This window comes from Pseudomonas sp. HP_01, assembly GCF_055284355.1.
The window spans coordinates 168,444-185,232 of the sequence record NZ_JBTOPV010000023.1 but is presented as its reverse complement, the minus strand read 5'-3'; the positions used below and the strand labels follow the sequence as shown (position 1 = coordinate 185,232).

Sequence of the window (16,789 nt, the reverse complement as noted above, 5' to 3'; positions counted from 1 at the left end):
GCGTCAACGGGACGGAGACGGTCAGCCATGCGGGACGATGCACAAGGACTTGAATCACTGCTGGCGGATTTCGCCCACCGTGACAATCCCCGCGTGCCGGACGCTCCCTTGCGTCACGCCATGCAGCGCTGCCTCCACAGCGGACTCGATCAACTGCCGTTGCCCGGCAGCGGTCGCACACTCGAGCGCTGGCGTCAGTTGTCAACGGTGGCCGGCATTGATCTGGCGCTGCTCAAACTCTACGAAGGCCATACCGACGCCCTCGCCATTTTGTATGAACTAAGGCCGCAAGAGCTCGGTGCCTCGCCCTTCGAAACGCCCGGCATCTGGGGCGTATGGGCCGCTGAACCGCCCGACGCCAAAGTCGGGCTCAGCCAACGCCACGGCGACAAGGTTCGCCTGAACGGCCGCAAGGCCTGGTGCTCCGGCGCACAGCAACTGGATTACGCCCTGCTCACCGCTTGGGGCAACGATGACGCGCCGCAACTGGTCGCCGTGGATCTGAAGCAGCCGGGCGTACGTTTCAGCAGCGAGACCTGGCAGGCCGTGGGCATGGCGGGCACCGCCAGCGGCGACGTGCACTTCGATGGCGCTGTCGGCATTTGCGTGGGCAACAGCGGGGACTATTTAACCCGGCCTGGATTCTGGCAAGGCGGCGCCGGCATCGCTGCCGCCTGGTACGGCGCGGCAGCGGCGCTGGCGAAAAGCTTGCGCGCGCACCGACATCACGGACGGCCGGAACCCCACGCGGACGCTCATCTGGGCAGCGCGGATGCCGCGCTGTGCGGCGCGGCGGCGGCCCTGCGCGAATGCGCCTCATGGATCGACGCGCATCCCCGGCACGACGCGAGCCTGCCGGTCCAGCGCTTGCGTGCACAGGTCGAAATGGCGGTTGAGCAGGTGTGCCGGCATGTCGGCCGGGCGCTGGGCGCGACGCCTTTCTGCCGTGATCCGCACTTTGCGCGGCTGGCTGCCGACCTGCAGGTGTTTATCCGACAAAGCCATGCTGAGCGCGACCTGGCGCATCTGGGCCAGCGAATCGCCACGGGCGAAACCGAGGATTGGTCACTATGAACGAAGCACAGCCATTCGGCGTCACCGGCACCCCGCTAAGCGCCTGGCAGAACAGTGTGGCGCTGCGCGGCGTGCGCCCGATCACCCTTGAAGAACTCGTCCCGCCCGGCGCGCGTCTGATCGTCCTTGCCCCCCACCCCGACGATGAAGTGCTGACCTGCGGCGGCCTGCTCGCGGCGATGGCCCAGCGGCAGAATGATGTGCAGCTGGTTGCGGTCACCGACGGCGAAGGCAGTCATCCGCAATCACCGCTGTGGCCATTACAGCGCCTGCGCACAGAGCGGCGCCGGGAAAGCCAGCAAGCCGTCGCGCACCTGGGCCTGGACGTGTCGAGGTTGTCCTGGCAACGGCTAGGCATGGGCGATGGCCTGGTCGCCGAGCATGCCGAGTCATTGATTGCGCTGCTCAGCGAAGACCTGCGCCCCTCGGATGTGTTGTTGACCACCTGGCGCCACGACGGCCACTGCGACCATGAAGCCGTCGGCCACTGCGCTGCCCAGGCGGTGGCCAACAGCGGCGCGACCCTGGTGGAAATTCCGGTGTGGGCCTGGCATTGGGCGGAACCGAACGACCCGCGACTCCCCTGGGAACAGGCCCGCAAATTCTGGCTCAGCGAGGAGCAACTGCGGCGCAAGCGCGAGGCCATCGGTGCCCACTTGAGTCAGCTGGAAAACGACCCGAGCACCGGCGCTCCTGCGGTGCTTACCCCCCAGACGCTGGAGCGTCTGCTGCAACCCTTCGAACTGGTGTTTCTGTGAGCATTACCGGTGAGTATTTCGACGAGCTGTTCGCCAGCAGCGATGACCCATGGGCCTTTCGCACGCGCTGGTACGAACACCGCAAGCGCGACCTGACCCTCGCCGCTCTGCCGCGTCAGCGCTATGAGCGCATCTTCGAGCCGGGCTGCGCCAATGGCGAGCTGAGCCTGCGCCTGGCCGAACGTTGCGACGCGCTGCTGTGCATGGACCTTAGCCCCCGGGCCGTCACCCTGGCCCGCGACCGCTTGAGCGGACATCCACATGTTCAGGTGCTCGAAGGCTGTCTGCCCCAGGACTGGCCGGCGGGGGAATTCGATCTGGTGGTGATCAGCGAATGGGCTTATTACCTGACCCCGGATGCCTTTGGCGAGATCATCGAGCGCATTCGCGAAAGCCTGACGCCGGATGGCGCAGTACTGGCTTGCCACTGGCTGCACCCTATCGAAGGCTGCCCGATGGAAGGCCACGAAGTGCATCAGATCCTGGCGCGGCACCTGGCCATGGAACGCACGCTGCATCACGCCGAACAGGATTTCCTGCTGGAAATGTGGAGCAAGGACTCGTGCGGGATTGACCTCAACGAGGCTGTTCGCTGATCTTTCGTATCAGACCAGTCGCGGACCGATAAAGGCCTGCGCGCCCGACTCGCCCAGCAGTCCGTTCACGAAGAGGCGCGCCTGCCGGGTCAACTGATCGATGTGGCGATCGCGCTGTTTCTCCGCATCGGTCATCGCGCGCTTGCCGTGCTGCTTCAACAAATAGCTATGAATCTGCCGCACTTCCAGCGAGTTGTAGATCGGTGCGATGTCCAGCACGGCCAACAAGCCATCGGTCTGCTGCTCGCGGGTGTTCATCAGCACCTGCGGCCCGCGCGCGCCCAGTACCCGAAAACCCAGCGCCTCGAACACCGCAACCCTGGAGACGAAGCACGCCAGTTCGGCATGGGGATAGCGTTCAGTCATTTTCACCAGCATGGCCCGCGCCACACCCTCACGACGACGCGCCGCTTGCACCGCCATGTACGCCACGGCGCACGCCTGCGGGTCGTGCTGAACCGGCAGGTAGAGCAAAAAGCCGATGACAACCGACGGATCCTCGGCGTCCAGCGCCACGATCAATTCCACCGCAATTCCACGTGAGCCGTCCATCGCCTGCACGTACTGATGCACTTCATGGCCGACGCCGTATTGGTACAGCGGGTACAACGGATTGCTCGGGGCGATGGCGACCATGCTGAGCTCGGTGACGTAGTCGATCACCATTTGCATGATCTGGCTCTTGATCGATTCCGGTGGCGTGGCGTCGAGGCGCATGACGGTAAACGTGGGGCTGGGCATTGTGATCCTGAATACGGGGTCGGGCGGTGGGTTCGAGCCGTGCATGATACCTGCGCACTGACCCAATTATCGAACCCCGCCGCTACTGCGCAGCCCAGTGGGACAGTTTGCGCTGGACATCATCGGCGCCTCCCTGGCACTCGCTGGCGGAGAGACCTGGCGCGCCGCGTTCCAGCGTGGTAACGGGCCTGCCTGGAGGCGAGTAGATAGTGATCCGCTGCGCACCCGCCGGCTGAAATTCAATGCGGGTGCCGTCTTCCAGATACAACGCCTCGTCGGCATATTTTCCGTCCATCGCCCGGTAATAAGGCGGAGCGCTCAAGCACGTGCGCAGGTCGCCGTCCTCGAAGATTTCCACGAAAAAAGTGCCGCCGGCATGGGGACCGACCCAAAGGCCGGTGAGTTTGTCTGGCGGTGAAGATGCGCTGACTGAGGTGTAATCGACCAGTGAGGCACCGGTCGTGGCCTTGGTCGTGCACCCGGATACACACACTAAAACCGTCGCTGTGATCAGCAACGTCGTGGCTCGCGTCCTGCTTAACCGTTTGTGCATAGAGAACTTACACTTCCCGCGCTTGATTAGAGGGCAGGCCAGATGGAATCCATGGAATCCCTCTCGTACGCCTGCTGTAAGTTGAGTGGGCTGTTTACGACTCTAGTCTGCACCCATCCCCCCCGCAACTTTGAGCGATGGGATGCATGGCAGCGGGCATTACCTCCCCGCTCTCAACCGCCCTTTGACCGGCCTTTTAAGCCCTCTCTTCGAGCCCCGAACTCGCGCAAAGCATCAGCCTTTGCCATCTGAATGCCTTTGCCCCGGGATCAGATCGTAAACACGGCCTATGCTTTGAAGAGCGGGTGGTCAGTGATGCCGAAAAATTTCATCTAAACCGCAGGTCCGGGAGTTGAACCCCATATACGGCGCACAGTCCATGCACTACATCCCAAGGGGGAACATCGATGAATGACTTATCAAAAGCTTCAGGGCTGAGGCGTTTTACTTCCATCATTGCAGGCATCTTTGCCCTGTTTCTGGTGGTAGGCGGTATCTGGCTGCTTACATTGGGCGGCTCTTTTTATTATCTGTTCATGGGCGCTGCGCTGCTGGTGTTCGCCGTTCTTTTGTGGCGACGTTCCGCGGCATCGCTCTGGCTTTACGGCGCGCTGATGCTGATCACCGTGGTCTGGGGTCTGTGGGAAGCAGGCACGGACTTCTGGGCCCTGGTGCCGCGTTTCGACATCCTTGGGGTGTTGGGTCTGTGGTTGCTGATACCGGCTGTTACCCGTGACATTCCGGAGCGCATCAAGCCAGGCAAAACCTTTTTATCCGCGACCCTGGCGCTGGCGATCGTGGTGATGGTGTATGCCATCTTCAACGACCCGCAGGAAATCAACGGCAGCATGGCGACGGCGCAACCCGCGCAGCACCAGCCTGTCGAAGGCATCGCCAACGGCGACTGGCCTGCTTATGGCCGCACCCAGTCGGGCACGCGCTATTCGCCGCTCACCCAGATCAACGAAGGCAATGTCAAAGACCTGCAGGTGGCCTGGACTTTCAACAGCGGTGAATCGAAAACCGCCAATGACTCCGGTGAAACCACCAACGAACTGACGCCGATCAAGGTTGGCGACAACATGTACATCTGCACCACCCACCAGATCCTGGTGGCGCTGGACCCGGCCACCGGCAAAGAGAAGTGGAGATTCGATCCCAAGCTCAAATCCGATCCGTCCTTCCAGCACTTGACCTGCCGTGGCGTTGCTTACTTCGATCAGGCGGACACTACGCAGTTTGCGAAAAGCCTGGAAGGCACCCAGCCGGTCGCCACCAGTTGCCCGCGCAAGGTGTTCCTGCCGGTCAACGACGGCCGTCTGTTCGCCATCAACGCTGACACCGGCGCACCGTGCGCCGACTTCGCCAAAAACGGCGAGCTCGATCTGCTGCACTTGCAGCCCTACCCGTATCCGGGCGGCCTCGAACCCACCTCCCCGCCTGTCGTGACCGGCACCACCGTGATCATCGGCGGTTCGGTGACCGATAACCTGTCGGTGCACGAGCCTTCCGGCGCGATCCGTGGCTACGACGTCAACACCGGCGCGCTGAAGTGGATCTTCGACACCGGTGCCGAAGACCCGAACGCGATTCCGGGCGACGGCAAGACACTGGTAAACAACTCGCCTAACGCCTGGGCGCCGCTGGCGTATGACGCCAAGACCGATGTGGTCTACGTGCCAACCGGCAACCCGACGCCCGACATCTGGGGGGGCAACCGCACCCCGGTGATGGAGCGTTATGCCAGCTCGATCGTCGCCATGAACGGTTCCACCGGCAAACTGGTGTGGAGCTTCCAGACCACCCACCACGACTTGTGGGACATGGACGTACCGGCCCAGCCTACCCTGGCTGACGTCAAAACCGGCAGCGGCGATGCGGTCCCTGCGGTGTACGTGCCGACCAAGGCCGGCAACCTGTTCGTGCTCGACCGTCGCGACGGCAAGCCGATCGTGCCGGTCCATGAAATGCAGGTGCCTGCTGGTGAAGCGGCACCAGGGGATCGGGTCAGCCCGACCCAACCGCGCTCGGACTTGAATCTGACGTCGATCCAGACGCTGTCCGACAAGGAAATGTGGGGCGCGACCATGTTCGACCAACTGGTCTGCCGTGTGATCTTCAAGCAGCTGTCCTACAACGGTCAGTACACGCCGCCGTCCGAGCAAGGGACGCTGGTGTTCCCGGGCAACCTGGGCGTCTTTGAATGGGGCGGTATCTCGGTCAACGCCGACCGTCAGGTCGCGCTGATGAACCCAATGGCGCTGCCGTTCGTGTCCAAGCTGATCCCGCGAGGCCCGAACAACCCGCTGTGGCCTAAAGAAGGTGCCACCGGGACCGGTACCGAAATGGGCATTCAGCCACAGTACGGCGTGCCTTACGGTGTGGAAATCAACGCCTTCCTGTCGCCACTGGGCCTGCCCTGCAAAGAGCCGGCGTGGGGCTATGTTGCCGGCGTCGACATGAAGACCCATGACGTGGTCTGGCGCAAACGCATCGGCACCATCCGCGACAGCCTGAAAGGCATCCAGCTGCCGCCGCTGAAAATCGGTGTGCCGATGCTCGGTGGTCCGATCTCCACGGCCGGCAACCTGATGTTCATCGCTGGCACCCAGGACAACTACCTGCGCGCCTACAACGTCACCAATGGCGATCTGCTCTGGGAAGCGCGCTTGCCAGCAGGCGGTCAAGCCACACCGATGACCTATGAAAGCAATGGCAAGCAGTACCTGGTGATCATGGCCGGCGGGCATGGCTCGTTTGGTACCAAGATGGGCGACTCGTTGATCGCCTACGCTCTGCCGTCGAAGTAATCAGCGGCTGAGGGACAACAGAAAGCCCGAGTGATCGGGCTTTTTGTTGTCTGCAATTCAAGCATCGCGCTGGTCGATGCGATGTAAACGGACGCTTGCGTCAAAGCCGGAAGCGATCCACCGATTGGGAGAGCTGGCCTGCGAGCACTGCCAGCTGATCGGTGGTACTGGCCGTCTGGCCAATCACTTGGCTATTACCGGCCGACATGCTGGCGATCATCTCCACTTGATGGGCAATCTCGTTGCTGGCCAGACTTTGTTCGCCAATAGTCCGGGTAATGTCATTGACCAACTGAGTGGTGCCCAGCGTTGCCTCAAGGATTTCGCCTATGGCCTGCTCCACTTCAGCAGTCACAGCCATACCCTTATCGACCTGAGCAACACCCGCTTCCATGCTCATCACGGCGTCACGAGTGCTTTGCTGGATACGTGCCACCATGGTGGCAATTTCCTGGGTAGAGGCGCTGGTGCGTCCCGCCAGACTGCGCACTTCATCGGCAACCACCGCAAAACCTCGCCCCTGCTCACCGGCTCGGGCCGCTTCAATGGCGGCGTTCAGCGCCAATAGATTGGTCTGGTCGGCAATGCCCTTGATCACCTGGATAATGTTGAAGATGCCTTCGGACTCTTTATCCAGCAGACGAATCACTTGCGCCGACTGCTGAGACGATCGGGCGATGCCATCCATGTCGCTGACCACCTGATGAATGACGCGGCCGCCATTCTTGGCCAGGGTTTCAGCCTGATTGGCCATGGCCAGCGCCTGCTCCGCATGCCGCGTAATCTCCTCGATGCTCGCCGTCATTTCGCTGGTGGCCGCTGACATCGTGCCGGCTGCGGCACTCTGCTGCAGACTGCTGCCGGCGACCTCATGACAGCTACCCGCCAACTGCTGGCTGATCGTGCTCACGCCCTGAGCATTGTTACGCACCGCCTCAATCATGCCGCGCAAGTCTCGCTGCATGGCGGCCAGGCTACGAATCAGCACGCTGGCTTCATCACGATTAACGGGTTCAGCGATAGGTTCGCTCAAGTTGCCATGGGCAATGCTGTCGGCGATCCGTCGCGCATTCTGCAAGGGTGTCATGATGCTTCGCATCACCCAGAAGCCCTGCGCGGTCAGTAGCAGCATACTGATCACCAGCACCACCCCCAGGGCGAAGTTGGCATTGCGGGTCGCGGTACGTGTGCTTTCGCCACTGGCCTTGGAATTGCTCTCGATCAGCTCGCTCAAACTGGACATTTCACCTTCCAGCCGGGTGAAGGCGCTGCTGAACTGTGCCAGCTCCTGCTGTGCCCGTTCAGGACTGTTGAGTGCCAGATCGACAATTCGCTCGCCTGCGACAATATAGGCGTCCAGACCGGGCTTGATTTTCTCCAACGCTGACGTGAGGCTTTGGCTGAGGGGCAGTGCGAGGTTATCGGCGAGGACCTTGCGAAAATGTGCAGCATGCTCGGCCAGACCCGCCACGACTTGATCTCGATCGGTATCACTTTTACCGAGGCCGACCAGCATCGCCAACAGCACGTCAGCACGCAGCGCATCGTGCATCATGTCGGCTTCCAGATGATTGCTCAGGGCAATCATACTGACCTCACTGTCGATCATCGCGGCTTCCGTTCGCGCATTGCTCAAATAACTGACCAGGCTGATTAACAGGACCGCGAGCACGCTGGTGCCAGTCAATAGCAAAAGACGTAGTTTTATCGACATCATCAGGCCTCAGCTCATCGATGGAAAAATTGCCGCCATGCAAATCTTATCGGCGCTTACCAACGGTTATTTAAGACCAATTATTGATTGACCCACTGACAGGACGGCTTATTTCTCCACCGATAAATAGAGAGGGGGGAGATAGGCAAAATAGTTGTGTCGCGAGGGGCGTAGACGGCGCGGCGCGGAGGGACGCGGGCCTTACTGACAGACAGCCGGGGTGTTCATTTACGTTGAGTGAACACCCCGGCCGGGGTTGCCGGACCGGGGATGATGGGTCAGCCGGTGAATTTCGAACCGACCTCCCGGGTCTTTATTCGGTATGGATCACACCCGTCATCGCCGTGAAACGGCTCTGCGGGTTCTTGAGCTTGTCGAGCACTTCATCGGGCGTGGACTCGCGGAACACCACCATGTGCCCCACCTCCTCGCCACCCTCGGTGACGCGCTCGATGTCGTTGATCATCCAGGTTTTCAGCTCTTCCACGCTGATGCCCAGTTGCTCGGCGACCTGACCGTGGAAGCGCTCTGCGTCGTATTGATTGAATTCGTCGTTGTTCATGGCCTTGGCCTCCTTTAGCGGGTGTAAGTCTGAGGCCCCACCAGGCCGGCACAGTTCAGTCGGTTATGACCCACGGCGCCCAACGACAGGATCAACAAGTTCGTTAGCGCGAGCGTGGCCCGGCCATCCACGGGCTGTATTCGAACGCAACCGCGCCTCTGGAGACGCCGGTTTCATCCACGGAGAAACCCGGCATCTGCGCAAGGTCCAGGTGCTTGCATTGCTCGGTCAGTCGGCTTTGCAAGACGTTGTCGTATTTGAAGGCCTCCGGACGTTCGCGGTGGCGTTCTAGGTTAACGACGCATTCCTCAACCTTGCCCTGCCTGTTCGCCAGATACTCGAAGGTGACCACGCCAATGCTGTTCGGCGGCGCTTTCAGCAGGGTCCGCTCGGCGAAATAGCGGCTCTGTGCGTATTGCTGATAACGGGGCTGCATGGACACGCGCAAGATGTCGTTCATCGGCAGGTAGATCAAAGGGGCGACGACTTCGACGTCGCCGTCTTTGTTTAACCGATCTGCGGGTACGACCGGGAACACCGCGCTCCAGCACACTTTTTTTGAAAGTTCGGTAAGCGGTGCATTGGCCGTCGCAAGGCCTGTGGCCTGGGTTTCGCAGCTGAATACCTCATTGTTGCGATTGATCTTGATGCGCAGGCGGACTTCACCCGTCAGGCCTTCGCTGTTGGCCTCAAGCGCTCTGTTTCCGAGAATGGACTGGAAACGTGCAACAAAGGCGTTGAACTGCTGCTTTTTGACGTCTACCGGGCTCGGGACCGCTGGAGCAGAGGCAGGAGACGCCACCTGGCGGGACTCACAAGCCATCAGGGCACAGGCAACGCCGACGATTGCGGTCAAGCGTAGCCAGGGAGAAAGTGGGCGAATCAATGACAGGCGTGACAGAGGGACAGCAGGCGACATGATCATCCTTGAACGACAGAGAATAAAGCGCGCGAAGATACCGCCGCTGAAGGCAGTGCGTCTACGCCAAGTCTCGCCTCTGATGGTGTATGAACTGACCCCTTCCCGGCTAAAACCGGTCCCACTGGGACACCGCGCACTCCTAGTGGGACCGGCTTCAGCCGGGAAGGCGTCGTCCGTTACGCCGCAGATATGAGGGTGTTTAAACCGGCCTCTTCCCGGCTGAAGCCGGTCCCACTAAAAGCATCGCGTGCATCCATCGGGATTGGCTGAAACCTGGCTCTGTGGGACCGGCTTTAGCCGGGAAGGCGTCATGCGTCACGCCACACCAACCCGAACCGTCACACCGCAAATCGGCAACCGACAAACCGGCCTCCGCCTGCGGCCACCAGCATGCGACAATCACGCACCGAACACCGTCGACCTCTTTACGGTCTGACGTTGAGACCTTTGCGCGGATGAGCCCGATGATCAATGCCCTCGTATTTTTCGCAACCGTGATCGGCATGGAAGGCTTTGCCGTGTTTGCGCACAAGTACATCATGCACGGTTGGGGCTGGGGCTGGCACAAGTCGCACCATGAGCCGAAAACCGGCTGGTTCGAGAAGAACGATCTGTATGCCGTGGTATTCGCCGGGTTCGCCATCGTGCTGATCGCGCTGGGCACTGCGGGAGCGCATCCGCTGGAGTGGATCGGCGCGGGCATGACCGCTTACGGCTTTCTGTATTTCGTTGCCCACGACGGCCTGGTGCACAAGCGCTGGCCGTTCAAATACGTGCCGCGCAATGGCTATCTCAAGCGCCTCTATCAGGCGCATCTGATGCACCACGCGGTGTCGGGCAAGGAGCGTTGCGTGTCGTTCGGCTTTCTCTACGCGCCGAGCGTCACTCGTTTACGCGCCCAGCTTCGACGCTTGCATGACGGCCCGTTGCACAAATCCGACCCGGACGTTGCCAAAGGTTCGCAGGCCGCGCCGGCCAGTGCCGACCTCGAGACGCGCTAGCCTTCCACGCCCCCAGCGCTACCAGACGAAGCTTGTCCAGCTTGCTGGTGGAAACCCGCGTATCCCACGCCCGAGCGCCGCGCTGCCTGACCTTCACACCGATCTCGCGGTAGACGCACCCCGCCGTCGCCACCGCCCAGGCCGAGCGCCACGGCAGCGCGGTCAGCCCGGCGTTGGCGCTCTCGTAATACGGCTCGGCCATGTCCACCAGCCGCTTCGCCAATACGGCTACCGCCGGACGGTATTCCGGGGCTGCAAGGCGATCGTGGGGAATGCCCAACTCATCCAGCCAGTCCCCCGGCAGGTAGCAGCGCCCTACCGAGGCGTCTTCGACGATGTCCCGGGCGATGTTGGTCAGCTGGAAGGCCAGACCCAGATCACAGGCGCGGTCGAGCGTGGCCTCGTCACTCACGCCCATGATCTGCGCCATCATCAAACCGACCACCCCGGCCACGTGATAGCAGTACTCCAGGGTGTCGTCGATGCGCCGATACTCGCGCTGGCTGACGTCCATCCCGAAGCCGTCCAGATGCTGCAGGGCGTACCGCTGCTCGATGCCATGGCGCAGAACAACTTCCCGGAACGCCTCGAACGCCGGACTGTGGGTCGGCGTACCGGCATACACGGCGTGGGTCTGGGCGATCAGCCGTTGCAGGCGCTCGGTGACTTCCTGCTGACTGACCACCGTCGCCGAGTGCCCCGCTTCCTGACCGTCAATGACGTCGTCGCAATGCCGGCACCACGCGTAGAGCATCACCGCGCTGCGACGAGTGACCGGGTCAAACAGGCGTGACGCGGCGGCGAAGCTTTTCGAGCCGACTTCGATGCTCTGGGTGGCGTGGTCGAGCAGCGCCTGATCGGCGACGCTCATGAGTGCAGGTCCTCCAGCATCAACCCCGCGGTGGCTTTGGCCGAACCGATGACACCCGGCACGCCAGCGCCGGGGTGCGTGCCCGCGCCGACCAGATACATATTGCTCAGGCTTGCGTCGCGGTTGTGGGGGCGGAACCACGCGCTCTGGCGCAGGATCGGCTCCAGGGAAAACGCCGAACCGAGGTGCGCGTTGAGCTCGCCCTTGAAATCCTGAGGCGTAAAGATGCGGCTGGTGACCAGATCCTCACGCAGACCCGGCATGTAGTACTTCTCCAGGTACGCGAAGATGCGGTCGCGATAGCGCGGCCCTTCCACTTCCCAGTCGATATCGGCATTGCCCAGGTGCGGCACCGGCGACAGCACGTAATGGCTCGAGCAGCCCGGGGGCGCCAGGCTGGGGTCAGTGATGCACGGCGCGTGCAGGTACAGCGAGAAATCTTCGGCCAGCGCCGCGCCCTGGAAAATTTCCTGAATCAGCGCCTTGTAGCGCGGGCCAAAGCACACCGTGTGGTGCTGCAACTGGGGCTGCGGACGCTTGAGCCCGAAGTGGATGACGAACAGCGAATTGCTGAAGCGTTTGCCCTTCAAACGAGCCCCTTCCTTGACCCCGCGCGGGTGGCCGCCGAGCAGTTCGGCGTAGGTGTGCATGACATCGGCATTGGAAGCCACGCAATCGGCGCTGATCTGCCGGCCATCCTTGAGTCGTACGCCGGTCACTCTCTGGCCACTGGTGTCAATGCTGGCGACATCGGCGTTCAGCTCGAAGCGCCCGCCGATGTCCTCGAACAGCTTGACCATGCCCTGCACCAGCGCACCGGTCCCGCCCTTGGGAAACCACACGCCCCACTGACGTTCCAGGGCATGAATCAGCGTGTAAATGGAGGACGTCGCAAACGGGTTCCCGCCGACCAGCAACGAGTGGAAGGAGAACGCCTGGCGCAGTTTGTCGTCTTCGATGAACTGCGACACCATCGAATACACGCTGCGCCATGCCTGCAACTTGGCCAGCTGCGGCCCGGCCTGGACCATGTCGCGGAAGGACAGGAACGGCACTGCGCCCAGCTTCAGATAGCCTTCCTGAAAGACCGCTTTGGAGTACGCCAGAAAGCGCTGATAACCGGCGACGTCCTTGGGGTTCAGTGCGGCGATCTGGGCGTCCAGGGACTGCTGATCGTTGGCGTAATCGAACTTGGTGCCGTCTTCCCAGCACAGCCGGTAGAAAGGCGACACCGGCAACAACTCGACGTAATCCTTGATGGATTTGCCGGCGGCGGTGAACAGCTCTTCGATGGCTGTCGGGTCGGTGATCACCGTCGGCCCCGCGTCGAAGGTGAAGCCCTGATCTTCGTAGACGTAGGCGCGGCCGCCGGGCTTGTCGCGTTTTTCCAGCAGCGTCGTCTGCACGCCCGCCGCCTGGAGCCGGATGGCCAGGGCCAGGCCGCCGAAACCGGCGCCAATCACAATTGCGCTTTTTGCTTGAGTCATTTCAATTCTCGTTGTGCTTAGGCAGGTGATGCCTGGCCTGGTAGTGCCTGGGCAGGTAACGAACAGCGGCCTTGACCGCCTCGTTGATCGGTACCGGCGGCTTGCCGGTGAGCACGCGCAGCTTGTCGGCCAGGGTACTGCGCCCTGCGTAGAAACGGCTGATCAGGCCTTCGGACAGGCCATAGAACCGCTGCATCACCTGCCAGCGATTGGACGGACGTCCGGCCAGAAACAGCATGCGGTTAAGCAGCCGGTAGAAGCGTTGGGATTGCCAGGCGTGTTGAGCGATGGCGCGAATGCCAGCATCCAGCGACCCGGCATCCAGCGTGGGCTGAGCAGCAATCCACTCCGCCAGCCGCACGGCATGGGGCAGCGAATAGCCGGTGGTGCAGTGGAACAGCCCGGCCCGCAATCCGGATCGCGGCTGCCCCGCTGCCTCACGCCAGAATCCGGCGAAATCCCCGGCCAGGGTGATCGGCAACACGCCCTGCTCTTCGCGCAGGCACTCGGCCATCTCCCAGCCATGGGCGGCGGCGTAGTCGGCAATGTGCTGACGAAGCTGGTCAGCGGAAAACGAATGCTGATCGACGTAATGGGTGTCCTCGATCAGCAAGGTGTCGGCTGAAAAAGGCAGCACGTAGACGAAGCGGTAGCCCTCACTCTGCGCGACGCGGGCGTCCATGATGATCGGCGCGGTCAGGCCATGGGGCGCCTGCAAGCGCAGCAACTGTCCCAGGAACGCCTGCTGCCCCAACACCATGTGCGCCGTGGCCTGCACACCGCGGCCATCAATCACCGCGTTGGCCTGAAGCCGCTCGCCGCTGTCCAGCACCACGGCGTTCGGGGTGAGCTCGGTGATCCGTCGGCCGGTCAGCAGCGCATCGCCCAAGGCGGGCTCAATGACCTCGGCAAAGCGTTCCGAGGTTATGCTGGCGTAGCCGCTGTTCAACCGGCGCGAGCGTTGCGGAAAGTGCACATCGTAGGTAGCCCATCGCTGCACCACCAGAGGCTGCAGCCATTGATGCTGCTCGGCCGTGAGGTCGCCTGCGTGATAGGACCAGGTGTGATTTCCGCCCAGGTGCGGCTGCTCTTCGATGCACAGCACCCGCAGCTCCGGCCGCAGCTGTTTGAGGCGCCAGGCGATCAGACCGTTGGCCAGTCCGCCGCCGGCGAGAATCAGGTCATAGGTCATGGCACCAACCCCGCCAGCACGGGTTCGCCCGTGCGCACCACGGCTTCGACAATGTCGGCCGCGCGGGACGTGCCGCCAGCGTTCGTCAGCTCGGCTGCCAGGCGATCAAAAGGTTCGGTGGACAACCCGCGCAGTTGCGCAAGTCGCTCGCGAATCTGCGCTGCCCCGGCGCCGCGCCGCAGTTGCAGGCCAATCCCGGCATGGCTAACGCGCGAAGCAACGCCCGGCTGATCGAAGGCGATGGGCATGACCAGCATCGGCGTGCGCGCGACGATGGCGTCCATCACGGTGTTCAGCCCGCCGTGGGTCACCAACGCATCGGCCTGTTGCAGCGCCCACTGTTGCGGCGCGAAGTCGGTCACCCAGGTCGCACCGGCCTTTATCAACCGCTGCTCCTGCCGCGCATCGAGCCCGCCGCAGTGGGCGACCAGCAACTGCGCATTCATTTGTCGGCTGGCCGTAGCGATGCGCTTGAACATGTCAAAACGACTGCCCTGCAGCGTGCCGAGGCTGGCAAAGATGAACGGCCGACCGGCGTCTATCGGCCACTCACCCTGTTGTTCGTGTTGAGCCGCCCGCAGTGGCCCGACCGCGTGAAAATTCGCCGGTGGATGCTGACGGGGGAAATCGAAACCGGAGAGAGTCTGGCTGATCTGCGCATAGGGCGAGAGGCATTCATGCAGCCCGTCGCGGGGCTCGATGGCCAGGCGCCGTGAAGCTTCACGCAGCACCTTGCTCAAAGGCCCCATCAGCCAGTCGTACACTTTGCGGCTGCCTTCGAACATATGCTGACTGCGTTCATCGGTGGCGTAGGCAAAGGGCATCACCGGCAGCGGCAACTGCGGCTCGCGATTGACCGGCAAGGCGCAGGCCACCGAGACATACGGCAAGCCCAGCCCTTCGGCGACCATCCCGCCGGCCGCTTCCATCTGATCACACAGCAAGGCCTCGATCTGCCGCACCGCCAGCGCTGATGGCAGCTCGGCACTGAGCATGCGCGTGGTGTCGCACAGGTCGCGGATCACCCGGCGCAGGCGCAACGGATTGTTCGAACAGGCGGCACGCCGCAACGCTGCTTCAAGACTGCCCGGCGGATGACTGAGGGCACCGAGAGCATGAAAGCCGATGCGCGGATCGGTCAGCCAGCGCCGTGCATCGGCCTGCTGAAAAAAGGTCACCTGATGACCGCGGTCGATCAGCGTCCCGGCCAGCGCCTGAAACGCCTGAAAGTGGCTGTAGAACGCCGGCGCCACGACGGCAAAATGCGTCATGACAGCAACGACTGCAGGGTGTCGGGGGCCAGCAAGCGGGCCCTGCGCAACGCGCGAAGGTCCGCTGAACCGGTACAGAAACAGGCGATGCGCAGCTGGCGGATGACGATGTCGAAGTGTTCGATAACCGCAGCGGTCGACAGAGTCGCGTTGCGCAGCACGCCGGCAGCCTGACCCACAACGTCCGCGCCGAGCCGAATGGCCTTGGCCACGTCGATGCCATTGTGAATGCCGCCGGAAGCAATCAGCGGCGTGTCCGGCAAGGCCTGGCGAACCATGGCCAGGCTGACGGCGGTCGGGATGCCCCATTGCGCAAACGCCATGGCAACTTCACGATCGGCCGGATTTTCGGCGCGCTCGGCCTCGACAGCGGCCCAACTGGTGCCGCCAAGCCCGGCTATGTCCAGCACCTGCACCCCGGCCTGCACCAGCGCGAGCGCCACATCGGCAGACAGGCCAGCGCCCACTTCCTTGACCACCACCGGCACGCCGACATCAAGCACCACGCGGTGGATGGCGTCGAGAATGCCCTGCCAGCGCCGGTCGCCGCCGGCCTGAACAGCTTCCTGCAAGGGGTTCAAATGAATAATCAACGCATTGGCCTGGAGCATGTCGACCGCACGGCGGGCCATGTCCAGGCCGTCAGGCTCGATCAACTGCGCGGCGCCGATGTTGCCCAGCAAGGCGATGTCCGGCGCCAGACGCCGCAGTTCGCGGGTCAGGCCCTGATCACCGCCGCGTTGCAAGGCCACGCGCTGCGAGCCTACGCCCATGGCGATGCCCAGCTCCTGAGCGGCTTCGGCCAGATGACGATTGATCGCGGTAGCCCGGTCCGCCCCACCGGTCATGGAACTGATGAGCAGCGGCGCGCGCAATGCAATGCCCAGCAGCGAGCTGCTCACGTCAACGTCGTCCAGATTCAACTCCGGCAGCGCGCAGTGTTCGAAGCGGATGTCGTCCAGTCCGGAAAAGGAGGAGCGCACGCTGGCGCGCCTCTCCAGCACGATATCGAGGTGATCGTCTTTTCGACGACCCATATCGCTGTGAGTCATACTCGCTCCATGCAGCTGAATTATTGAACCGGCTATACGGTCTTCTGCAGACGCAATCTTGTACAAAACCGATTTTCCTGTACAACTTTGCCGTATCTTGAGGCATTAAGAAACAGCAGTCGTTCCGTGATGACCGGTCTCGCACGCCGAACCGTTCCGCGACGAACAGTTTTACCGCTAAAGCA

15 protein-coding genes are annotated in these 16,789 nt (G+C 62.4%); 5 read left to right on the top strand and 10 right to left on the bottom strand.

The window, feature by feature from the left end; all coding sequences use genetic code 11:
• Positions 1 to 27 precede the first annotated feature (27 nt).
• From ACYAR8_RS14475 to ACYAR8_RS14465, 3 genes are read left to right on the top strand one after another with little or no spacing between them, the layout of a single operon-like run.
• The gene (locus ACYAR8_RS14475) at positions 28 to 1,074 is read left to right on the top strand and encodes an acyl-CoA dehydrogenase family protein (protein WP_463580253.1); all 1,047 of its coding nucleotides are present in this window, start codon (positions 28 to 30) and stop codon (positions 1,072 to 1,074) included.
• Complete coding sequence (locus tag ACYAR8_RS14470; RefSeq protein WP_463580252.1) at positions 1,071 to 1,832, top strand: PIG-L deacetylase family protein; 762 nt, start codon at positions 1,071 to 1,073, stop codon at positions 1,830 to 1,832. Before ACYAR8_RS14475 ends, ACYAR8_RS14470 begins: the two co-directional genes overlap by 4 nt.
• On the top strand, positions 1,829 to 2,428 hold the full coding sequence (locus ACYAR8_RS14465) for a methyltransferase domain-containing protein (RefSeq protein ID WP_463580251.1): 600 nt from the start codon (positions 1,829 to 1,831) through the stop codon (positions 2,426 to 2,428). The genes ACYAR8_RS14470 and ACYAR8_RS14465 overlap by 4 nt, the downstream gene beginning before the upstream one ends.
• A gap of 9 nt (positions 2,429 to 2,437) precedes the next feature.
• Here the strand turns inward: ACYAR8_RS14465 and ACYAR8_RS14460 are convergent, their stop codons facing one another.
• On the bottom strand, positions 2,438 to 3,169 hold the full coding sequence (locus ACYAR8_RS14460; protein WP_074885751.1) for a GNAT family N-acetyltransferase: 732 nt from the start codon (positions 3,167 to 3,169) through the stop codon (positions 2,438 to 2,440).
• Between the two features lie 82 nt (positions 3,170 to 3,251).
• Positions 3,252 to 3,662 carry a hypothetical protein gene (locus tag ACYAR8_RS14455; protein WP_463580250.1) on the bottom strand — a complete coding sequence of 137 codons (411 nt, stop codon included), beginning with the start codon at positions 3,660 to 3,662 and terminating at the stop codon, positions 3,252 to 3,254.
• Positions 3,663 to 4,129: 467 nt separating this feature from the next.
• Here ACYAR8_RS14455 and ACYAR8_RS14450 point away from each other — a divergent pair, with 467 nt between their 5' ends.
• Positions 4,130 to 6,532, top strand: a complete 2,403-nt coding sequence (locus tag ACYAR8_RS14450) for a glucose/quinate/shikimate family membrane-bound PQQ-dependent dehydrogenase (RefSeq protein ID WP_463580249.1) — start codon at positions 4,130 to 4,132, stop codon at positions 6,530 to 6,532.
• Between the two features lie 100 nt (positions 6,533 to 6,632).
• On the opposite strand, the gene ACYAR8_RS14445 is transcribed toward ACYAR8_RS14450, so the two are convergent.
• The 3 genes from ACYAR8_RS14445 to ACYAR8_RS14435 form a co-directional block, all read right to left on the bottom strand.
• Positions 6,633 to 8,246 (bottom strand): methyl-accepting chemotaxis protein, encoded by a 1,614-nt coding sequence (locus ACYAR8_RS14445; protein WP_108121956.1) that lies wholly within the window; start codon positions 8,244 to 8,246, stop codon positions 6,633 to 6,635.
• Between the two features lie 313 nt (positions 8,247 to 8,559).
• Complete coding sequence (locus ACYAR8_RS14440) at positions 8,560 to 8,808, bottom strand: hypothetical protein (protein WP_074885759.1); 249 nt, start codon at positions 8,806 to 8,808, stop codon at positions 8,560 to 8,562.
• Positions 8,809 to 8,911: 103 nt separating this feature from the next.
• Entirely contained in the window at positions 8,912 to 9,727 is an 816-nt protein-coding gene (locus ACYAR8_RS14435; RefSeq protein ID WP_463580248.1) for a hypothetical protein, read from the bottom strand.
• A 458-nt stretch (positions 9,728 to 10,185) separates the two neighbouring features.
• Here ACYAR8_RS14435 and ACYAR8_RS14430 point away from each other — a divergent pair, with 458 nt between their 5' ends.
• Entirely contained in the window at positions 10,186 to 10,731 is a 546-nt protein-coding gene (locus ACYAR8_RS14430; protein WP_463580247.1) for a sterol desaturase family protein, read from the top strand.
• Here the strand turns inward: ACYAR8_RS14430 and crtB are convergent.
• The 5 genes from crtB to fni are packed head-to-tail and all read right to left on the bottom strand — an operon-like array spanning position 10,613 to position 16,604.
• Positions 10,613 to 11,602, bottom strand: coding sequence for a 15-cis-phytoene synthase CrtB (gene crtB / locus ACYAR8_RS14425; RefSeq protein WP_463580246.1), 990 nt, complete (start codon positions 11,600 to 11,602; stop codon positions 10,613 to 10,615). The genes ACYAR8_RS14430 and crtB overlap by 119 nt on opposite strands.
• Positions 11,599 to 13,089: a phytoene desaturase gene (locus ACYAR8_RS14420; protein WP_463580245.1), complete on the bottom strand. Its 1,491-nt coding sequence runs from the start codon at positions 13,087 to 13,089 to the stop codon at positions 11,599 to 11,601. The genes crtB and ACYAR8_RS14420 overlap by 4 nt, the downstream gene beginning before the upstream one ends.
• 1 nt (position 13,090) lies before the next feature.
• Positions 13,091 to 14,281, bottom strand: coding sequence for a lycopene beta-cyclase CrtY (crtY, locus tag ACYAR8_RS14415; RefSeq protein WP_463580244.1), 1,191 nt, complete (start codon positions 14,279 to 14,281; stop codon positions 13,091 to 13,093).
• Entirely contained in the window at positions 14,278 to 15,552 is a 1,275-nt protein-coding gene (locus tag ACYAR8_RS14410) for a glycosyltransferase (RefSeq protein ID WP_463580243.1), read from the bottom strand. The genes crtY and ACYAR8_RS14410 overlap by 4 nt, the downstream gene beginning before the upstream one ends.
• A complete protein-coding gene (gene fni / locus ACYAR8_RS14405) occupies positions 15,549 to 16,604 on the bottom strand; it encodes a type 2 isopentenyl-diphosphate Delta-isomerase (protein ID WP_463580242.1) in 1,056 nt (351 codons plus the stop codon). Before fni ends, ACYAR8_RS14410 begins: the two co-directional genes overlap by 4 nt.
• Positions 16,605 to 16,789: the final 185 nt, after the last annotated feature.

What these genes read in the sequence shown, in the direction of transcription:
- ACYAR8_RS14475 (WP_463580253.1), top strand. Translation starts at nt 28, where the DNA reads ATGCGGGACGATGCACAAGGACTTGAATCACTGCTGGCGGATTTCGCC.
- ACYAR8_RS14470 (WP_463580252.1), top strand. Translation starts at nt 1,071, where the DNA reads ATGAACGAAGCACAGCCATTCGGCGTCACCGGCACCCCGCTAAGCGCC.
- ACYAR8_RS14460 (WP_074885751.1), bottom strand. Translation starts at nt 3,169, where the DNA reads ATGCCCAGCCCCACGTTTACCGTCATGCGCCTCGACGCCACGCCACCG.
- ACYAR8_RS14450 (WP_463580249.1), top strand. Translation starts at nt 4,130, where the DNA reads ATGAATGACTTATCAAAAGCTTCAGGGCTGAGGCGTTTTACTTCCATC.
- ACYAR8_RS14445 (WP_108121956.1), bottom strand. Translation starts at nt 8,246, where the DNA reads ATGTCGATAAAACTACGTCTTTTGCTATTGACTGGCACCAGCGTGCTC.
- ACYAR8_RS14440 (WP_074885759.1), bottom strand. Translation starts at nt 8,808, where the DNA reads ATGAACAACGACGAATTCAATCAATACGACGCAGAGCGCTTCCACGGT.
- ACYAR8_RS14435 (WP_463580248.1), bottom strand. Translation starts at nt 9,727, where the DNA reads ATGTCGCCTGCTGTCCCTCTGTCACGCCTGTCATTGATTCGCCCACTT.
- ACYAR8_RS14430 (WP_463580247.1), top strand. Translation starts at nt 10,186, where the DNA reads ATGAGCCCGATGATCAATGCCCTCGTATTTTTCGCAACCGTGATCGGC.
- crtB (WP_463580246.1), bottom strand. Translation starts at nt 11,602, where the DNA reads ATGAGCGTCGCCGATCAGGCGCTGCTCGACCACGCCACCCAGAGCATC.
- ACYAR8_RS14420 (WP_463580245.1), bottom strand. Translation starts at nt 13,089, where the DNA reads ATGACTCAAGCAAAAAGCGCAATTGTGATTGGCGCCGGTTTCGGCGGC.
- crtY (WP_463580244.1), bottom strand. Translation starts at nt 14,281, where the DNA reads ATGACCTATGACCTGATTCTCGCCGGCGGCGGACTGGCCAACGGTCTG.
- ACYAR8_RS14410 (WP_463580243.1), bottom strand. Translation starts at nt 15,552, where the DNA reads ATGACGCATTTTGCCGTCGTGGCGCCGGCGTTCTACAGCCACTTTCAG.
- fni (WP_463580242.1), bottom strand. Translation starts at nt 16,604, where the DNA reads ATGACTCACAGCGATATGGGTCGTCGAAAAGACGATCACCTCGATATC.